This is a genomic window from Chryseobacterium viscerum (assembly GCF_002899945.2).
In the GTDB taxonomy this organism is placed as follows: Bacteria; Bacteroidota; Bacteroidia; order Flavobacteriales; family Weeksellaceae; genus Chryseobacterium; species Chryseobacterium viscerum.
This window is the reverse complement of sequence record NZ_PPEG02000007.1, coordinates 60507-76053: the sequence shown is the minus strand read 5'-3', so window position 1 is coordinate 76053 and position 15547 is coordinate 60507. Positions and strand designations below refer to the sequence as shown.

The following is a 15547-nucleotide window of genomic DNA, read 5'->3' as shown; positions in this document are numbered from 1 at the left end:
TTATGAGAAAAACATTCTGCCTTTTATTGGGAGCATCTGGAATATTCTGCCTGGCTCAAAAACAATTTCAGCCAGCAGGTTCTACTATCCTCGAAACGCTAGATGGAGATCTTGATGGGGATAAAATTCCTGAAAAAGTAATGATATACACGACAAAAGATGAGGGTGAACTGGGAAAAATCCGTGAAATTCAAATTTTGAAAAAAGTGAACGGAAAATGGATTATCCTGGAAAAATCAAGAAACGCAGTTATGGAAAGCAGTGCTGGAGGTATGATGGGTGATCCTTATCAAAGCACTGGAATTGAAAAAGGGATCCTCACCATTATCCAAGCCGGAGGAAGCAGCTGGAAATGGGATGTTACAGATAAGTATAGATTTCAGAACGGACATTTTGAATTAATAGGAACTTCCACCTCTTCTGGAAGACCCGGAGATTACTGGAAAGATATAGACTTTAATCTTTCTACAGGACAACTGAACTATACAAAAGAAGTAGAAAATACAGCTGAGTATGGAAAATCTTTAAAGGAAACTTATATTCAGAAAGGATTAAAGATCAATCTTCAAAACAGGAATCAGGAGAAGCAACGAAAAATCATACTTCCAAAAACAAAGGAGGAGGTTTATTACTAATTAATGCCTTTGAAATTTAAGTTTTGGCTGAAGCCAATTTTGAATTTGAATTTTCAGTAAACGGGCTAAAGCCCATTTCTATTGAATACCATTGATTTATCTGGCGTTTAATTATCATCAAACTCGTTATTCTTCAAGAGTTCGGCTAAGACTTTTTTTGCACGCATTACCCGTACTTTGGTATTGGCAACGGAGATTCCCAACTCTTCAGCAATTTCTTTGATGCTTTTTTCTTCAAAAAATCTCAATTTGATGATGTCCTGATAATTGGCATCCAGGGATTCTATGGTTTTGATGATTTTCTTTTGTTCTTCTTGAGAAATCAGAAGTTCTTCAGGAGATTTTGCATATTGATTTTTAACCTCATCTAAGTTTTCAACGGCATCTTCATTGTCGCGGTTCTTCTTTCTCCAGAAATCGATTACTGTATTCTGGGCAATGGTAAGTACCCAGGTTTTAAACTGAAAATGAGGATCGAACATATCCAGCTTCGACAATACTTTTGAAAAAACATTCACGGTGATTTCATCGGCATCATTTTCATCTCTCACCTTTTTCATCACAAAAGAGAAAACGTCCACCCAAAAAACATTAATGAGTTTAGTCTGGGCCTTCTGGTCTTTATCCTTGGCCTTCTGTATGAGCAGGAATAGCTGTTCGTCGTTCATTAATAACAAATATAGATTATTTGGGGTGAAAAAGCAAAGGGATAAAAAGGTTCCGCCATTCTATTTTCAAAGTGACCGGCTGGAAAGTTTTTAGGATATTCTTATTTTACATTCCTGCCCTATCGTCCTTTCGCTTTTTTACCCTTAATCTTTCTGAATTTACTATCTTTGCAACTTAAAATTTTAAAGTTAAAAATCAATGAATTCCTTTATAGAAGAACTTAAATGGCGTGGTCTGTTTGCCGATATGATGCCAGGAACCGATGAACAACTGAATAAAGAGGTAACTACTGCATATATTGGTTTTGATCCTACTGCCGATTCTTTACATATCGGAAGTCTTATCCAGATTAAGATTCTAGCTCACTTCCAACAGCACGGGCACAAACCGATTGCTTTAGTAGGAGGTGCTACAGGAATGATCGGAGATCCATCCGGGAAATCGTCTGAAAGAAATCTTCTGGATGAGGAAACTCTTCTACACTATGTTGATTGTTTAAAGAACCAGCTTTCAAAATTCTTAAATTTTGATGGAAATGAGCCTAACAAAGCTGAGTTGGTGAACAACTATGACTGGATGAAGAACATTTCTTTCCTTGATTTTGCGAAGAATGTCGGGAAGAATATCACTGTCAATTATATGATGGCTAAAGATTCTGTAAAGAAGAGACTTTCCGGAGACGCAGGTGTTGACGGAATGAGTTTTACAGAATTTACCTATCAGTTAATTCAGGGATATGATTTTCTTCACTTATACCAAAATAACAATGTAAAGCTACAGATGGGAGGTTCTGACCAGTGGGGAAATATCACTACAGGAACAGAATTGATCCGTAGAAAAGCTCAGGGTGAAGCTTTTGCATTAACGGTTCCTTTGATCACAAAAGCTGACGGTTCCAAATTCGGAAAGTCTGAAAGCGGGGAAAACTACTGGCTGGATAAAAAGAAAACATCTCCTTACAAATTCTACCAGTTCTGGCTGAATGCTACTGATGATGATGCTGAAAGATTCATCAAGTTCTACACTTTCTTAGGGAAAGAAGAAATTGAAGCATTGATTGCAGAGCACAAAACAGCGCCACACGAAAGAAAACTACAAAAGAAGCTTGCAGAAGAGGTAACAGTTTGGGTACACGGAAAAGAAGAATATGAAAAAGCACTGAAAGCTTCTGAAATTCTTTTCGGACGTTCTACAGCAGAAGATCTTGTAAGCCTTGATGAGGAAACTTTCCTTGAAGTTTTTGACGGAGTTCCCCAAAAAGAAATTGTAAGAACGGATGTTTTAGCAGTAAATATTGTTGATCTTCTTTCTGAAAAATCAGGGTTCTTAAAATCTAAGAGCGAAGCACAAAGAGAAATCAAAGGAAATTCAATCTCTGTGAACAAACAAAAAGTAAATGATACTTTTACAGCCAATGAAACGGATCTTATCGACGGTAAGTTTTTATTGCTGCAAAAAGGTAAGAAAAGCTACTTTATTGTAAAGGTTCAATAAGTTTAAAAATATTTTATCATTATAAAAAGACTGTCTCGTGCAGTCTTTTTTCATTTTATCCCAATACAACTGGGCTAGGAAGAGAACTTCAAGGTTTATTTGAGAAAGCTTCAATTGCTGAAGAACTGTTTTTAAATTTTCCGACTGTAATAACCACTGTAAAAATTTGAAAAAATTGATCAACTGTGTTATGCAGATATCGATTGAAAAATAAAAAAAACCGCTTCAAGAGCGGTTTTTATATATAAATATTAAAATAATTTATGGTTCTAAGAAACTGTAATCGATAGAAGCAACCTGTACTCCTTTACCTTTTTTCTTCACAGTTCTTGCTACTTCTCCATCTATGTAAAGATTGATAGTCAATTCGGAGTTATCATCCGGCAGTGACGCGTTGGCATCAAGATTCAGCTGTGCCTGGCTGGAATTCACAAAGAATTCTCCACTTGTCCAAGGCGAAGTTACAGGTGATAGCGGAGTATTGTATATAGTATTTTGCGCTGTACCAACCTGTGTTACAACACTTATAATATTTCCTCCGGCAGTTGTCTTCACTTCGAATTGAACCACATGATCCTTAAATTCCTCGTCGTCGTCCTTTTTACAAGAATTCACAACGGTAATTACAGAAAATAATAAAACGAATAAAAAAGAAAGTCTAAGTAAACTTTTTGAATTGTAAAATTGCTTCATTTCTCCAAATAGATTTTTTAATGTTTCAAATATAAGTTTTTTATTAATATAAAAATAACTTTTATGAAAATTTTCCAACAAAAAATTGCAAATAATATCAAATCAATAAAAAGGAAAAGCACTCACAAAATTCAAAAATACACTTCAAAGAATCAATCCTTAAACATACAGCATTATACTGATGAAGTTCGTTGTATGAATAATAAAAGTTAAAATTTTGAAGGTAATTTAAGTATATTTGCTGCATGAATTTAGATTATCTAGTAAGAGAACCGGAAACGATTACACCCAGCACCCCTATTCTTTTTATGCTTCATGGCTATGGCAGTAATGAGCAGGATCTTTTCAGTTTCAGGGAAACTCTTCCTAATGACTGGATCATTGTAAGTTTCAGAGCTCCGCGTGATACTCAGTTTGAAGGATACTCCTGGTATGATATTAACTTCAACGATCCAGAAAACTTTATTGATGTTCCCCAGGCGAAGGAATCTTTGCATGCATCACTGGAAAGTATATTAAAGATCATCAACCATTATGGACTAACGGAAAGTAAGGCTCATCTTTGCGGCTTCAGCCAGGGAGGAATACTGTGTTATGCTTTAGCTTTGAAACATCCTGAACTTTTCAATTATGTTGCCTGTCTAAGCAGTTATCCTGAAGATAAAATTCTGGATGGTATTGTAAAAGATAAAAAGAAACTGGAAGGACTTCGTTTCTTCATTTCTCATGGTACTGATGATGCTGTGATCCCACTTGAATGGGGAAGAAAAGCGGCAGAGCTTCTTTATGACCTTAGCTGTTATTTTACTTTCAGAGAATATATGAGCGGACATGGTGTCAATCAAAAGAATTATATGGATCTGATGGAATTTTTCTCCAAATAAGCAGACTCCAATTTAAAATAAATTCAACAAATAATACTACTTCATTGTAGTTTGTATAAACATTCCAGCTTTTGGAATGTTTTTTTGTTATTATACAGATAAATTCAGTAAATTCAGTAAATGAAATTTAAATTGCTTTTACTGGGATTATTTCTAAGCATTTTTGTAAATGCCCAGAATTCTTTTGAGTTGATTAATACTAAAAAAGCGGTTATTCCTTTTCAGCTTATCAACAACCTTATCTTTATTCCTATTAATGTCAACGGTGCAGAGCTTACCTTTCTGCTTGACACAGGAGTATCAGAAACCATTCTTTTCAGTTTGGAAAATAAGGAACTCAAACTAAGCAGTGTTGAAAAAGTTAAATTTTCCGGTCTTGGAGGAAGCTTAAGCATCGATGGCTTAAAATCTGACCGCAATTTGGGAAAAATAGGAAATGAAATTGTCAATACTTCCATGTCTCTCTATATCATTATTGATGAAGAATTTAATATTTCTCCTCACGTAGGAATTCCCGTAAATGGAGTAATCGGATATCATTTTTTCAAAGACCATCCTATTTACATCGATTATGCCTCAAAGAAAATAACGGTCTATGAAAACTCTGATCTTATCAAAAAGAAAATCAAACGGTTTGAAGAATTTCCAGTGACCATTGAAAAAGATAAACCTTATCTGTATGCCGGTGTAGAAATGACGAATGAAAAGAAAGATTCAAAACTGCTGATAGATCTCGGCAACAGTGATGCTATCTGGCTCTTTCCTACTCTTATTAAAGATTTCGTTTACAACAGACCCAATATTGATGATTTTCTTGGGCGTGGTTTCAATGGAGATATCTATGGCAAAAGAAGCCGGATTCATAATTTCTATCTTGGAAGCTTTAAATTTGAAAAGCCCCTTACCGCTATGCCGGATGAATTTTCTATTCAGCATGTCAAATTGGTGGAAAGCAGAAAGGGTTCTGTGGGAAGTGAAATTATGCGGAGGTTTACCGTAGTTTTTGATTACCCTAACAAAAAGCTGTATTTGAGGAAAAACAAATATTTTGACGATCCTTTTCATTTTAATATGAGCGGACTGGACTTCAAACAGGACGGGCTGGAATGGCAGGAAGACAAGTTGAAAATTGAGACCCAAAAATCTACCATGGTAGCCACGGAGGTTTATAAAGACTCTTTCCAGTATAAGTTCAGTTTAAAACCTATATTTTCCATTGCCGGAGTAAGAAAAGATTCTCCCGCTGATGTAGCAGGCCTGCAAAAGGATGACAGGATTCTAAGCATCAATGGTGAGCAAACTTCAAATATGACTCTGGAAAAAATAGTAGAATTGATGAAATCTAATGAAGGCCGAAATATCAACATGATTATTCAAAGAAAAAATCAAAAACTGACGTTGAGTTTCGCACTGGAAGACCCAATTCCTTATCAAGAATAACAATATGAATACTGAAGAAAGCACCTTAGACAGAATAAGAACAAGACCCAGATTTAAAATGTTTACTCATCTTACAAAAGAAGAGTATGCTGAAAGTTTGAAAAAATATATGGAAGATCATAAAAATGAATTTTCCGGGAATATCAATAAGGAAGTCGCAACAATCTGGGTGAAAACAGAATACGATAATTACTGGAAGCCTCGTCTTGCTTTACGGATAGAAATGGAAGATGAGCATACGGCAATACGCGGAGTATTTGGTCCCAGTTCTGCAGTGTGGACCTTCTTCATGTTCCTTTATTTTTCCTTTTCTATTCTCTGGATGACCTTTTTCACCATGTATTACGTAGAAAAGCAAATAAAAAGCGCTGAATACCCTTGGGCACTGAGCGCTTCTTTTGTGATGCTATTTTTTATTCTTCTTACTTATATTGCTGCAAGATTCGGGCAGCATAAGGGTAAAGATGAAATGATTAAGCTGAGAAGGTTTGCTGAAGAATCTACTCTGCAGTTTGAAAAGAAAATTAATTAGATTGTGATTCTACAGGTTTTTCATTCTGAACTGGTGTCGCCATCGCTCTTGCAGCTTTGATAGAATCTGCTACTTTTTCTCTGTTGCTTTGTTCTTTCAGCATTTTGGGAACATCCGGTTCCAGAAGTTTCGTAAGCTCTTCAACGGAGATATTGTTGGCATTCGGATCTTCCAAAAGTTTTCGCCATGGTTTTCTTCCGCCCCAATTATAATCCCCGAATACCATTACTGCCGTACCTTTGGCTTTGGTAGTCGCTCCCCCCGGATTCAGAATCCAGGTATCTGCGTAGGAATACAGCCATTGGGCATCTTTCCTTAATAGTCGCAGACATGAGTGTGACGCAGGATATCCCGGAAGGGTATATTCATGCCATCCGATTCCTCCAATATTGTGAATATTAAAATTATAAGGAAGTTTCCATTCGCTGCTCACGGTAGAAATTGCCAATTGCTTTTTCCAGTTCGCAAAAGTAAGTCCTCTTGTTGTCTGAGCCGCTTTTTTACCCATACTGGTAGGTCCCCATTTCACAAGACTTCCATTGGAATATACTGCAAAAGCCTGTATAGGATATGAGAAGATAACAAACTTTTTCACCCCGCTTAGGACATCCAATTGCATTGGAAATGGTGAATAAGCCATTAATGTGGTATCTATTTTCGCAGGAACTACCAATGTATCGGAATTCCATTTACTTTTAGAATCGAGTCTGTTTAAAGCTAAAATAGCTGTACGCTCTCCCACACTGAATTTCTTGCTGAATTCTGCATACACAGAATCCCGCATCTTTTTATCTTTTGGAAGAACAAATGCATTATAAAAGCCATTCTCCTGCATGGCAGGCGGAATAGATTCTTTCTTCACTACAGGAACAGAATCTTTCTTTATAGAATCTTTTTCTGCCTCCGGTGTTTCCGAAGCAGAAACTGTATCTTTAAAAGTATCGCTTATTTTCTCTATTTCTTTTTTACAGGAAACAAGGAAAACAGCACATAAACATGCATAGATAAAGGACTTTTTCACAGATATGTTTTTCATAAATAAATTGGCCATCTAGTTTGGCTACCCAGTACAAATATCAGACCTAAAATTGAATCATAAAAGCCATTCTTAAAAATACCGTAAAAAAACGGATGCTTTATCATTATAATTGAGAGGTTGTATGTGATTGATTTTATAAATATTACAGCCACTAGGAGGTTTCAGGACTTTTACAGGTAAAATTATTCTTCCGTCTGTTTTTTGGTGGCCACCCATTCCAAAGTTCCCTTTTTACCAAAGCGGTAGATATCCTGATGCCATCTTGCTCCCCCTCTGCATCCTGTTGTTAAAAGCTTCTTCTCTTTTTCTACAGCCACATCACAGAGACAGGAACAACTTGAACGTGAATAATCCGGCTCTTTAAGCTTTTCAAAGCGTTTGCTTCCCGGATTATACAGGTAAATATCAAATATTCTGTAAACGCCCATTCCTTCATCAGGAACAGAAAATGCAATATCCTCATACCCGTCAAAGTTATAATCTGCTACAGTGCTCTGTCTGGCAAATGAAGGGGTATCCGGAGACGGGAGCTCTATAGCTGTTTTTTTACCATCAGGATAATGAATGGTGAAATGATTGTTATAAAAATGATTAAAGGCAAGCACAGCACCGTGAAGCAGATATTTGTCACTTCCATCATATTTCTCATCTTCAACCATTTCAAGCTTAAACTTTCTGTTATCTTTTCCTCTTGTATAGCTAATGTTCGAAGCAGTATGATTCATTATCTCAAACCTGTATACTCCATTTACCTTTCCACCAATCATTTCATTCCAGATATAATAATAGATATCCGGCTGTCCATCACTTCTCCCGTCTTTATCAACTTTAAAGCTTTTTATCTGCAAAGGAATGATGTCTTTCTTCCCTGAATATTGCACGAAAGCTCCCTTCCCTTCTGATCCGTAATAAAGAGTAAGCGTAAACTCTTTCGCTTCTCCTACTGATTTCAGGGTAAACGGCTGTGCAGAGATCATCACAGAAACCATTATAATACAGAATAAAAAAAGGTTTTTCATAACGACCAATTTATATAAACAGGTTTAATACAAATCTTACAATCCATAAAAACACGATTAAAAGCAGTATTGAAAACTGAACTTTATTGACATTCTTATTCCCGAACTTCCATACGAGGATTCTATCTATGATAATCACCAGCAACACCGGAACTAAGCCGAACAGTAAGTACATTCCGAATAATCCATCGGCTGCAGAGTTTCCTGTAATGAGGACAATAGACGTAATCAATCCTACAATTATAGCAATGATTCCTGCAATAAAGAAAAGCGTCCAGTTTTGAAATTGTTTTTTCATGGAAGTCATATCATTAGTCAGTTATATTGAAACGAGTATTCAATCTGTAATAGTAAAAAATCCAAAAAGTCAGCCAGGGCAGATTCATAATCAGGAAAACCACTATTTCTTCACCATCTACTTTTCCATCTGTAATTGAAAAAAAGGAAAAAACAGAAGCTATTGCGGGCAGCAGAAACCAGCACAATAGGGTTTTAATTTTCCCAAGGAATAATTTTAAAAGAGAAAGCAGACTGCTTAAAGAGGGTACGCTCAGGAGTAATATCCAGAAAACTATAAAAACATAAGCAAGACCGCTCATATCACAATTCCTCGGCTCATCTCTTACTTCTTTGGTTGCATTTAAAAATAAAATCAAAAGCACTATGGAGATTATTGTAGAAATCAGCCAGGTTTTAAGTATTGAGAATAAAATAAATTTTCTTTTGGACATTCGATTGGTGCTTATTAGCTAAAATAGGAATATCCGTTCAATATACAAAACCGGAAAATCCCGGAAAAACTTATTAAAATTTACATATTAATTACTCCTCTATTTTTCTGAACTGATATTTAATAATTTGTTAAAGATGCTATGCCCATATTATCTATAATTTTGGCAAAATATCAGTTATCATGTTATACATCATTATGGTAGTTGTACTACAGGCACTTATCACCCTTACTTTACTCATTTCTCTTATCAAAAACAGGGAATCTGTACTGAATATGTTACTATTGTATATCGGAGTGGTCACACTGGATATGGGATATGAATATTTCATCATTCAAAAATTCGGTTACGAATCTGTTCTGTATGAAATTCCGGGAAGCCTCCGCGTTTTTAAAGGACTTATTTTCTTATATATTACAACGTATTTGATTCATGCCAGGTGGAGAGACAAGCTCAAATACCTGATTGCTCCGTTAACGTTGGTTGTTATTCATCATGCCATTGCTCTTTCTGCAAAGATGCTCGACCTTTCCTGGGCAGATCTGGCGATCAGAACTTATAAATCCTACTTCGTTTATTACACGTATTATTGGATTGCATGTCTGGTTTTATGTATTTACTTACTGACCAAATACCACAAAAACATTACCCATCCAGTAGCCGGTAATTTCCGTTATCTGGTTTGCTATGTATTGATGGGGGTTATAGTTTTCTGGACGGTCTACCAATTGGGTTGGAATACTTTGATCTATCAGAAGATCTACAGCCTTCTATTTCTTTTCCAATTCGGGTGGATTTTGTACGTTTATATTTTAACGTACCAGCACAAACTCCAGCAACCGCAAACTCCAGCTCTTTTTTCTACTCCAAAAGAAACATATCAATATAAAGACCTTTCAAAAATAGATTTTGATGCTGTACAAAATGCCATCACCTCTTTCTATCAGAAAAGCAATGTCTATCTGGATGAGGAGTTTACATTGGATCAGCTCTCCGGTCATCTGAAAATAAGCAAAGCGGATTTAAGCATCACTTTTAACAAACATCTTCATTCCAATTTCCACGAATATACCAACAGAAACCGGATACAACACTTTAAGCAGATCTTATCGGAAGATCCTTCCGCCAGTGTAACGGATCTTGCGTTTCAATGTGGTTTTAAATCCAAATCTACTTTTTATAAATATTTTAAGAAGGAATTCGACTGCCTTCCCTCTCAGCTTGTTCATTAGTTACAATTATTTAATATTAGCAACTTGCTGATTTTCAATACAGTTCACTTCAAACTCAACAGATACAGTTGCATAAAATTTAAATGAACCAAAACTTTTGAAGGAGCTGACATCTTTGCACCAAACTTTATAAGGATGTCACGAGAAAGACTTTTTTTAACAAGAGCAGCATTTTTTCTTCTTGGGCCTCTGGCCTTTGCTCAAACCACCATACACGGAACTGTAGTGGACAGTCAGGGAAATCTTCCCAATGCCCTGGTTTATATTGAAAACAGCGGACAGAAGGTAACTTCCGATACCGATGGTTCTTTTGTTCTTAATAATGTTTATGACGGAAGTTATAAGCTTGTTGTAGAATACAAAGGATATGACAATGTTTATATTCCTTTTACGATTACGGATAGAAAGGAAGTAGATCTTGGATTAATTAGATTTGGAGCTAAGTTTAAAGAAAACAACCTTCAGGAGGTAGTCGTTACCAGTATGTATAAAGCATCACAGGCCAGGGCAATTACCATGAAGAAAAACTCCAATACAATCACAGAAGTACTTTCTGCAGATGCCATCGGAAAACTGCCGGACCGTAATGCTGCTGATGCTGTACAGCGTATGCAGGGTGTATCTATTGAAAGAGATATGGGTGAAGGACGTTTTGTAGCCGTAAGAGGAACCCCTATACAATGGACCTCTTCTACTCTGAATGGCAACAGGATGCCGAGTGCCAGTGGTGATAATGCCAACCGTGGAGTTCAGATGGATATCTTTCCTTCAGAACTTATTCAGAATGTCCGTTTGTCCAAAGCCCTGACTCCAGATCTTGATGGAGATGCCATTGGAGGAAATGTGGATTTTATCACGAAAACCTCTCCCAATAAGGAGACTTTGGCTGTAAGTATGGCTACAGGATACGTTAATATGTCAAAATCTCCCAGTTACAACACATCTATCGTCTACGGAAATAAAATTACTGATAAGCTGAAATTCATTACCTCAGCAGTGATCTGGGAGCGCTCTACCGCTATTGATCAGATGAGGAATATTTACAACTATGGACTGAAAGATAAAACAGCCTCTTATTCGATCAATCAGCTTCAGCTTCGTGATTATCTCGCAAACCGGAGAACGCTGGGATTCAATTTGGGATTGGATTATGAGATAGACAGCAGGAATAAGCTATATGCAAAAGCGCTATACAGCCAATATAAAGATGGACAGTCGGTAAGGGAGACCTATTTTAATTTTGACAGTAAAAATGTCATGCTGCAGGCCCGTCATGCAGATTATCTTACAGATCTGTATTCTATGCAGCTGGGTGGTAATCATCAGGTAGGACAGCGTATGCAGGTGGGTTGGTCATTATCCAAAGCGCGTTCTGAGTTTAAGTTCAATTCTCCGGATAATCTTGAAAAGGATCAAAGGGGCTATCCTATCATTAATTTCGTACAGCCTATGACCTATGGAAATTTATCTGCTGACGGAAGAAAATATATGGCAATAGATGCTCCGGACGGTACTGGTGATACCGGAAGATATACCCTTCCGTATAATCAGCAGGCAATAGCGGCAGATAAACTCAAATTGAATCAGATTATCCTAAGCCAGAATCATAACAGTGAAACGGATCTTAGAGGACAGGTTGATATCAAATACAAAGCAGCGGATAATTTTGAGATTAAATTCGGAACAAAATACAACAACAAGAATAAAATAGTTGACAGCTCCATATTGGTTTGGATGCCTAAATCATCATTGGGAATTCCAGGATCTCCGGTAACCTATTTAAGCCAGCTTGAGCGTGAAGGTTTCCCCTACAAAGGAGGTTTCATGAATCCTTTGGACAATCCTTATAATGCTGTGATCATCGATCAGATTACCAACGCTCAGATCGACCAGATGTACAATCCCGGTACACAAAACAGTCTAGGGCTGATGCAGGTGAGCAGTAAAGACAGCAATTCTAATATTACAAGTTCCTATAGAGGTACTGAAAACGTATGGGCCACTTACCTAATGGGAACGTGGAAAATTTCAGACCAGCTTCAGGTATTGGGAGGTTTCAGAAATGAGTATAATGACGTTACTTTCTGGGGCAAAAAAGTAGTCTCTGATAAAGACAATAAAACAGAAGATATTAAGGATACAAAAACCTACAATGTAGTGCTTCCGATGTTCAATATGAAATGGAATATCAGCAGTGACCGTATCCTGAGACTTGCTTATACCTGCTCTTTTGCAAGACCGGATTTCAACGACCTTAACCCCGGAACCATTGTGAATGATATTACCAATACCATTACTCAGGGAAATACCAAACTTGATCCTACATTTTCAAACAATTTTGACCTTATGTTTGAGAACTACTTCGGAAAACTGGATCTGATAACAGCCGGAGTATTCTATAAAGATATTACGAATCTTATTTACAAAGATCAATCGGTGGTAGATCTTGCAGGAAGAACGTATACGTTTACAGCCCCAAAAAATCTGGAAGGTGCTAAGCTCTTCGGGTTTGAATTCGGAATCTCCAAACGTTTTGAAAATCTTCCGGGATTTTTGAAAAACATCGGTTTTGAAGGAAACTATACCTATATCTCTTCTAAAATGGATATGCCAGTGTACGAAAACGGCAAACAGACAGGAACAATTACTACCACCATTCCCAATCAGGCAAAGCATATTTTCAATACGATCCTTTTTTATGAAACCAGCAAATTGATGGTGCGCCTTGCCGGGAATTATAAAGGAAAGTATGTAAGTGAAATCAGAGCGGCAGCAGGGGCAGATCATTATCAGTATTTTGATAAAAACTTTACCATGGATCTTTCTACTTCTTACAGCATTACAAAGAAAGTCCGCCTGTTTATAGAGCTTAACAATATTCTTAATGAGCCCAACCGCTATTATATGGGAACAAAAGACCGTGTAGAAAATATTTCTTACTCAGGAATACGCGGACAGCTGGGATTCAACTTCAATTTTTAATCAAACGTTTTTATTCATATGAAAAAGTATATATATGGAGCTGCATTGTGTATGACAGCACTGGTACAGGCACAGGATAAATGCCAGAATGTAAGGATCAATCAACTGCAGATTGTGGGAACTCATAATTCATATGCCCAGCCGGCAGATCCTAAAGTGCTGGATCTTGTGACCCCGATCATCAACGGAATGATGCAGAAATACAGCAGCATGATGTCTGAAGACCAGAAAGCCAAATTTAAAGAATACCATCCATACGGAATGGATCTGAAGGAAGGCCTGAACTACAATCATCCCGACTTTACAGAACAGCTCAATGCCAATCTCCGAGGACTGGAAATAGATGTTTATTATGATCCGGAAGGCGGCAGGTTCACTCATCCTGCAACCTATGACATATTAAAAGCAAAAGGAGTAACTGATCTGGCACCTTTTAATACGAAAGGACTGGATCAGCCAGGTTTCAAAGTCCTGCATATGGCAGATATCGATTTCAGAACTCATTATCCTACTTTAAAAGATGCGCTTACAGCTCTTAAAACATGGTCTGATCAACATCCCGGACATACTCCGGTTTTTATGATGATCGAAGCAAAAGATTCAGGTTTCCCGATTCTTGAAAACAGTACGAAAGTATTGCCTTTTGATAAAAAAGCATATGATGACCTGGACGGAGAGATTGTAAAATACCTTGGAAAAGATAAAATTATCACCCCAAAAGAAGTTCAGGGGAATTACAAAACACTGAAAGAAGCAGTAACACATAATAACTGGCCCAAATTGAATGACAGCAAAGGGAAATTTATTTTTATGCTGCTTCCCGGTAGTGCCGGAACATTGTCTTCTAAAAACAATCCTTATCTGATAGAGGGTTCATTACAAGAGAGAATAATGTTCCTGAACAGTGAGCCCGATGATTCTTTCGCCGGATTTATCCTAAGAGACAATGCCATCGTAAGGCAGAAAGAGATACAGGATCTCGTGAAACAAGGTTTTATGGTCAGAACCAGATCTGATATTGAAACGTATGAAGCTAAAACCAATGATTTTACGAGAGCAAAAGCAGCATTCAGCAGTGGTGCACAGGTTATTTCCACCGATTTTTTCCGTCCTGGAAACACCTATGGAACACCTTACTTTGTACAGCCGCCTCAGCAGAAAGATTATCTTAATAATCCTTTAAACTCTTCGTGTAAATAAATAGTAAGCCGGTTCTGTTGAGAACCGGCTTTTTGATTTTAATAGCTCTATTTTATAAGCAAGTATCTTAATTTTTTTTTATGCCAGCCCCTCCAATTGCTGGAAAATAGGAATCAATAATTTTCCTTTTTGAGTAAGATAATATTCTATGTGTAAAGGTTTCTGTTTGATGACAACCCTTTCCAGTAAATCCATTTCCTCCAATTCTTTCAATGCAATGGATAATGATTGTTTATTGGCACCTTCTATTTCCCGTAACAGCGTACTAAAACGTAAAGTTGATTTAGCTGCCAGACTAAATATTTCTGGTCTTAGCTTACCCGAAAGCACTTTCAAAAGTTTTTTTGCAGGACATATCTCCTCACTCTCTATCGAGTTTGGGTTAGTCATATTTTTTTGACTCATTGTGTGTTTTTTTTAATATCGTATATTTGCAAACATAATGGTTATTAACCAATTAATACAACTTTACACCCATATTTGATAAGAAACATTGCAAAAAGCATAAAAAAATCAATAGAAAATTCTTATTAATATAATATTTATTTTATGATATTTCTTCATAATTGTCCTGATTGTAAGTTGGTATAATTGCAAAAGTTGATTATCTATTATTTTTATAAAAACTAATACCTAAAAACACAAACATGAAAAAAAAGACCTTTATTCCCAATCTGGGCTGTACTATTTTCTATTACATCAGCCACTCTTTCTTCATAGAACAACACGAACTGGTATCCTTACAATAGACATACTTAATTGGAAAGTTACATTCTGGTGGCAGCTTACAATGATGATCCAAATTTTCATCTTGTAATTTCGATTTCATCAACAAAAAATGAGCAGTCGTAATGGGTGTTCAGTTCTGAAGACCTCTCATGAAAATTAAAACACTGACAAACAAATAGTTATTGTTTAACAAAAGTATATCTGCTGTATTGTATTTCTTCCCATTTCTATGATTGGGACACTTCAACTGTAAAATGTGAATACAAGC

The 15547-nt window shown here is 36.6% G+C and carries 15 protein-coding genes; 8 read left to right on the top strand and 7 right to left on the bottom strand.

The genetic code is table 11. From position 1 onward, the window contains the following. Positions 1-2: 2 nt before the first annotated feature. The gene (locus C1634_RS16870) at positions 3-635 is read left to right on the top strand and encodes a hypothetical protein (RefSeq protein ID WP_109738793.1); all 633 of its coding nucleotides are present in this window, start codon (positions 3-5) and stop codon (positions 633-635) included. Between the two features lie 107 nt (positions 636-742). Here C1634_RS16870 and C1634_RS16865 read toward each other — a convergent pair whose 3' ends face one another. Further along, positions 743-1303 carry an RNA polymerase sigma factor gene (locus C1634_RS16865; RefSeq protein WP_103233542.1) on the bottom strand — a complete coding sequence of 187 codons (561 nt, stop codon included), beginning with the start codon at positions 1301-1303 and terminating at the stop codon, positions 743-745. Positions 1304-1502: 199 nt separating this feature from the next. On the opposite strand from C1634_RS16865, the gene tyrS reads away from it, so the two are divergent. Further along, the gene (gene tyrS, locus C1634_RS16860; RefSeq protein WP_103233541.1) at positions 1503-2798 is read left to right on the top strand and encodes a tyrosine--tRNA ligase; all 1296 of its coding nucleotides are present in this window, start codon (positions 1503-1505) and stop codon (positions 2796-2798) included. A gap of 261 nt (positions 2799-3059) precedes the next feature. Here the strand turns inward: tyrS and C1634_RS16855 are convergent, their stop codons facing one another. After that, positions 3060-3491, bottom strand: a complete 432-nt coding sequence (locus C1634_RS16855; RefSeq protein WP_228410096.1) for a hypothetical protein — start codon at positions 3489-3491, stop codon at positions 3060-3062. A 245-nt stretch (positions 3492-3736) separates the two neighbouring features. On the opposite strand from C1634_RS16855, the gene C1634_RS16850 reads away from it, so the two are divergent. The 3 genes from C1634_RS16850 to C1634_RS16840 all read left to right on the top strand — a co-directional run bounded on the left by C1634_RS16850 (position 3737) and on the right by C1634_RS16840 (position 6347). Continuing rightward, entirely contained in the window at positions 3737-4375 is a 639-nt protein-coding gene (locus C1634_RS16850; RefSeq protein ID WP_103233539.1) for an alpha/beta hydrolase, read from the top strand. Between the two features lie 120 nt (positions 4376-4495). Continuing rightward, the gene (locus C1634_RS16845) at positions 4496-5815 is read left to right on the top strand and encodes a PDZ domain-containing protein (protein WP_109738792.1); all 1320 of its coding nucleotides are present in this window, start codon (positions 4496-4498) and stop codon (positions 5813-5815) included. A 4-nt stretch (positions 5816-5819) separates the two neighbouring features. Next, on the top strand, positions 5820-6347 hold the full coding sequence (locus C1634_RS16840) for a hypothetical protein (RefSeq protein ID WP_103235417.1): 528 nt from the start codon (positions 5820-5822) through the stop codon (positions 6345-6347). Here C1634_RS16840 and C1634_RS16835 read toward each other — a convergent pair. From C1634_RS16835 to C1634_RS16820, 4 genes are all read right to left on the bottom strand, one after another. Then, a complete protein-coding gene (locus C1634_RS16835) occupies positions 6340-7368 on the bottom strand; it encodes a L,D-transpeptidase (protein WP_103235418.1) in 1029 nt (342 codons plus the stop codon). The genes C1634_RS16840 and C1634_RS16835 overlap by 8 nt on opposite strands. Before the next feature lie 200 nt (positions 7369-7568). Next, positions 7569-8405, bottom strand: a complete 837-nt coding sequence (locus C1634_RS16830; protein WP_109738791.1) for an XAC2610-related protein — start codon at positions 8403-8405, stop codon at positions 7569-7571. Between the two features lie 10 nt (positions 8406-8415). Beyond that, positions 8416-8703 carry a hypothetical protein gene (locus C1634_RS16825; RefSeq protein ID WP_123921493.1) on the bottom strand — a complete coding sequence of 96 codons (288 nt, stop codon included), beginning with the start codon at positions 8701-8703 and terminating at the stop codon, positions 8416-8418. A 13-nt stretch (positions 8704-8716) separates the two neighbouring features. Beyond that, positions 8717-9136, bottom strand: coding sequence for a hypothetical protein (locus C1634_RS16820; protein ID WP_103234856.1), 420 nt, complete (start codon positions 9134-9136; stop codon positions 8717-8719). 182 nt (positions 9137-9318) lie between these two features. Here C1634_RS16820 and C1634_RS16815 point away from each other — a divergent pair, with 182 nt between their 5' ends. The 3 genes from C1634_RS16815 to C1634_RS16805 all read left to right on the top strand — a co-directional run bounded on the left by C1634_RS16815 (position 9319) and on the right by C1634_RS16805 (position 14550). Beyond that, positions 9319-10368: a helix-turn-helix domain-containing protein gene (locus C1634_RS16815; protein ID WP_103234855.1), complete on the top strand. Its 1050-nt coding sequence runs from the start codon at positions 9319-9321 to the stop codon at positions 10366-10368. Between the two features lie 135 nt (positions 10369-10503). Next, complete coding sequence (locus tag C1634_RS16810; RefSeq protein ID WP_109738790.1) at positions 10504-13350, top strand: TonB-dependent receptor; 2847 nt, start codon at positions 10504-10506, stop codon at positions 13348-13350. A gap of 18 nt (positions 13351-13368) precedes the next feature. Continuing rightward, positions 13369-14550 carry a phosphatidylinositol-specific phospholipase C domain-containing protein gene (locus tag C1634_RS16805; protein WP_103234853.1) on the top strand — a complete coding sequence of 394 codons (1182 nt, stop codon included), beginning with the start codon at positions 13369-13371 and terminating at the stop codon, positions 14548-14550. A 78-nt stretch (positions 14551-14628) separates the two neighbouring features. Here the strand turns inward: C1634_RS16805 and C1634_RS16800 are convergent, their stop codons facing one another. Continuing rightward, the gene (locus C1634_RS16800; protein ID WP_228410095.1) at positions 14629-14955 is read right to left on the bottom strand and encodes a winged helix-turn-helix transcriptional regulator; all 327 of its coding nucleotides are present in this window, start codon (positions 14953-14955) and stop codon (positions 14629-14631) included. Between the last annotated feature and the right edge of the window lie 592 nt (positions 14956-15547).

Bases quoted from the DNA above. Each gene is read 5' to 3' on its own strand.
- C1634_RS16815 (WP_103234855.1), top strand. From the start codon at position 9,319: ATGTTATACATCATTATGGTAGTTGTACTACAGGCACTTATCACCCTT.
- C1634_RS16830 (WP_109738791.1), bottom strand. From the start codon at position 8,405: ATGAAAAACCTTTTTTTATTCTGTATTATAATGGTTTCTGTGATGATC.
- C1634_RS16800 (WP_228410095.1), bottom strand. From the start codon at position 14,955: ATGAGTCAAAAAAATATGACTAACCCAAACTCGATAGAGAGTGAGGAG.
- tyrS (WP_103233541.1), top strand. From the start codon at position 1,503: ATGAATTCCTTTATAGAAGAACTTAAATGGCGTGGTCTGTTTGCCGAT.
- C1634_RS16840 (WP_103235417.1), top strand. From the start codon at position 5,820: ATGAATACTGAAGAAAGCACCTTAGACAGAATAAGAACAAGACCCAGA.
- C1634_RS16855 (WP_228410096.1), bottom strand. From the start codon at position 3,491: ATGAAGCAATTTTACAATTCAAAAAGTTTACTTAGACTTTCTTTTTTA.
- C1634_RS16870 (WP_109738793.1), top strand. From the start codon at position 3: ATGAGAAAAACATTCTGCCTTTTATTGGGAGCATCTGGAATATTCTGC.
- C1634_RS16810 (WP_109738790.1), top strand. From the start codon at position 10,504: ATGTCACGAGAAAGACTTTTTTTAACAAGAGCAGCATTTTTTCTTCTT.
- C1634_RS16865 (WP_103233542.1), bottom strand. From the start codon at position 1,303: ATGAACGACGAACAGCTATTCCTGCTCATACAGAAGGCCAAGGATAAA.
- C1634_RS16825 (WP_123921493.1), bottom strand. From the start codon at position 8,703: ATGAAAAAACAATTTCAAAACTGGACGCTTTTCTTTATTGCAGGAATC.
- C1634_RS16805 (WP_103234853.1), top strand. From the start codon at position 13,369: ATGAAAAAGTATATATATGGAGCTGCATTGTGTATGACAGCACTGGTA.
- C1634_RS16820 (WP_103234856.1), bottom strand. From the start codon at position 9,136: ATGTCCAAAAGAAAATTTATTTTATTCTCAATACTTAAAACCTGGCTG.
- C1634_RS16845 (WP_109738792.1), top strand. From the start codon at position 4,496: ATGAAATTTAAATTGCTTTTACTGGGATTATTTCTAAGCATTTTTGTA.
- C1634_RS16850 (WP_103233539.1), top strand. From the start codon at position 3,737: ATGAATTTAGATTATCTAGTAAGAGAACCGGAAACGATTACACCCAGC.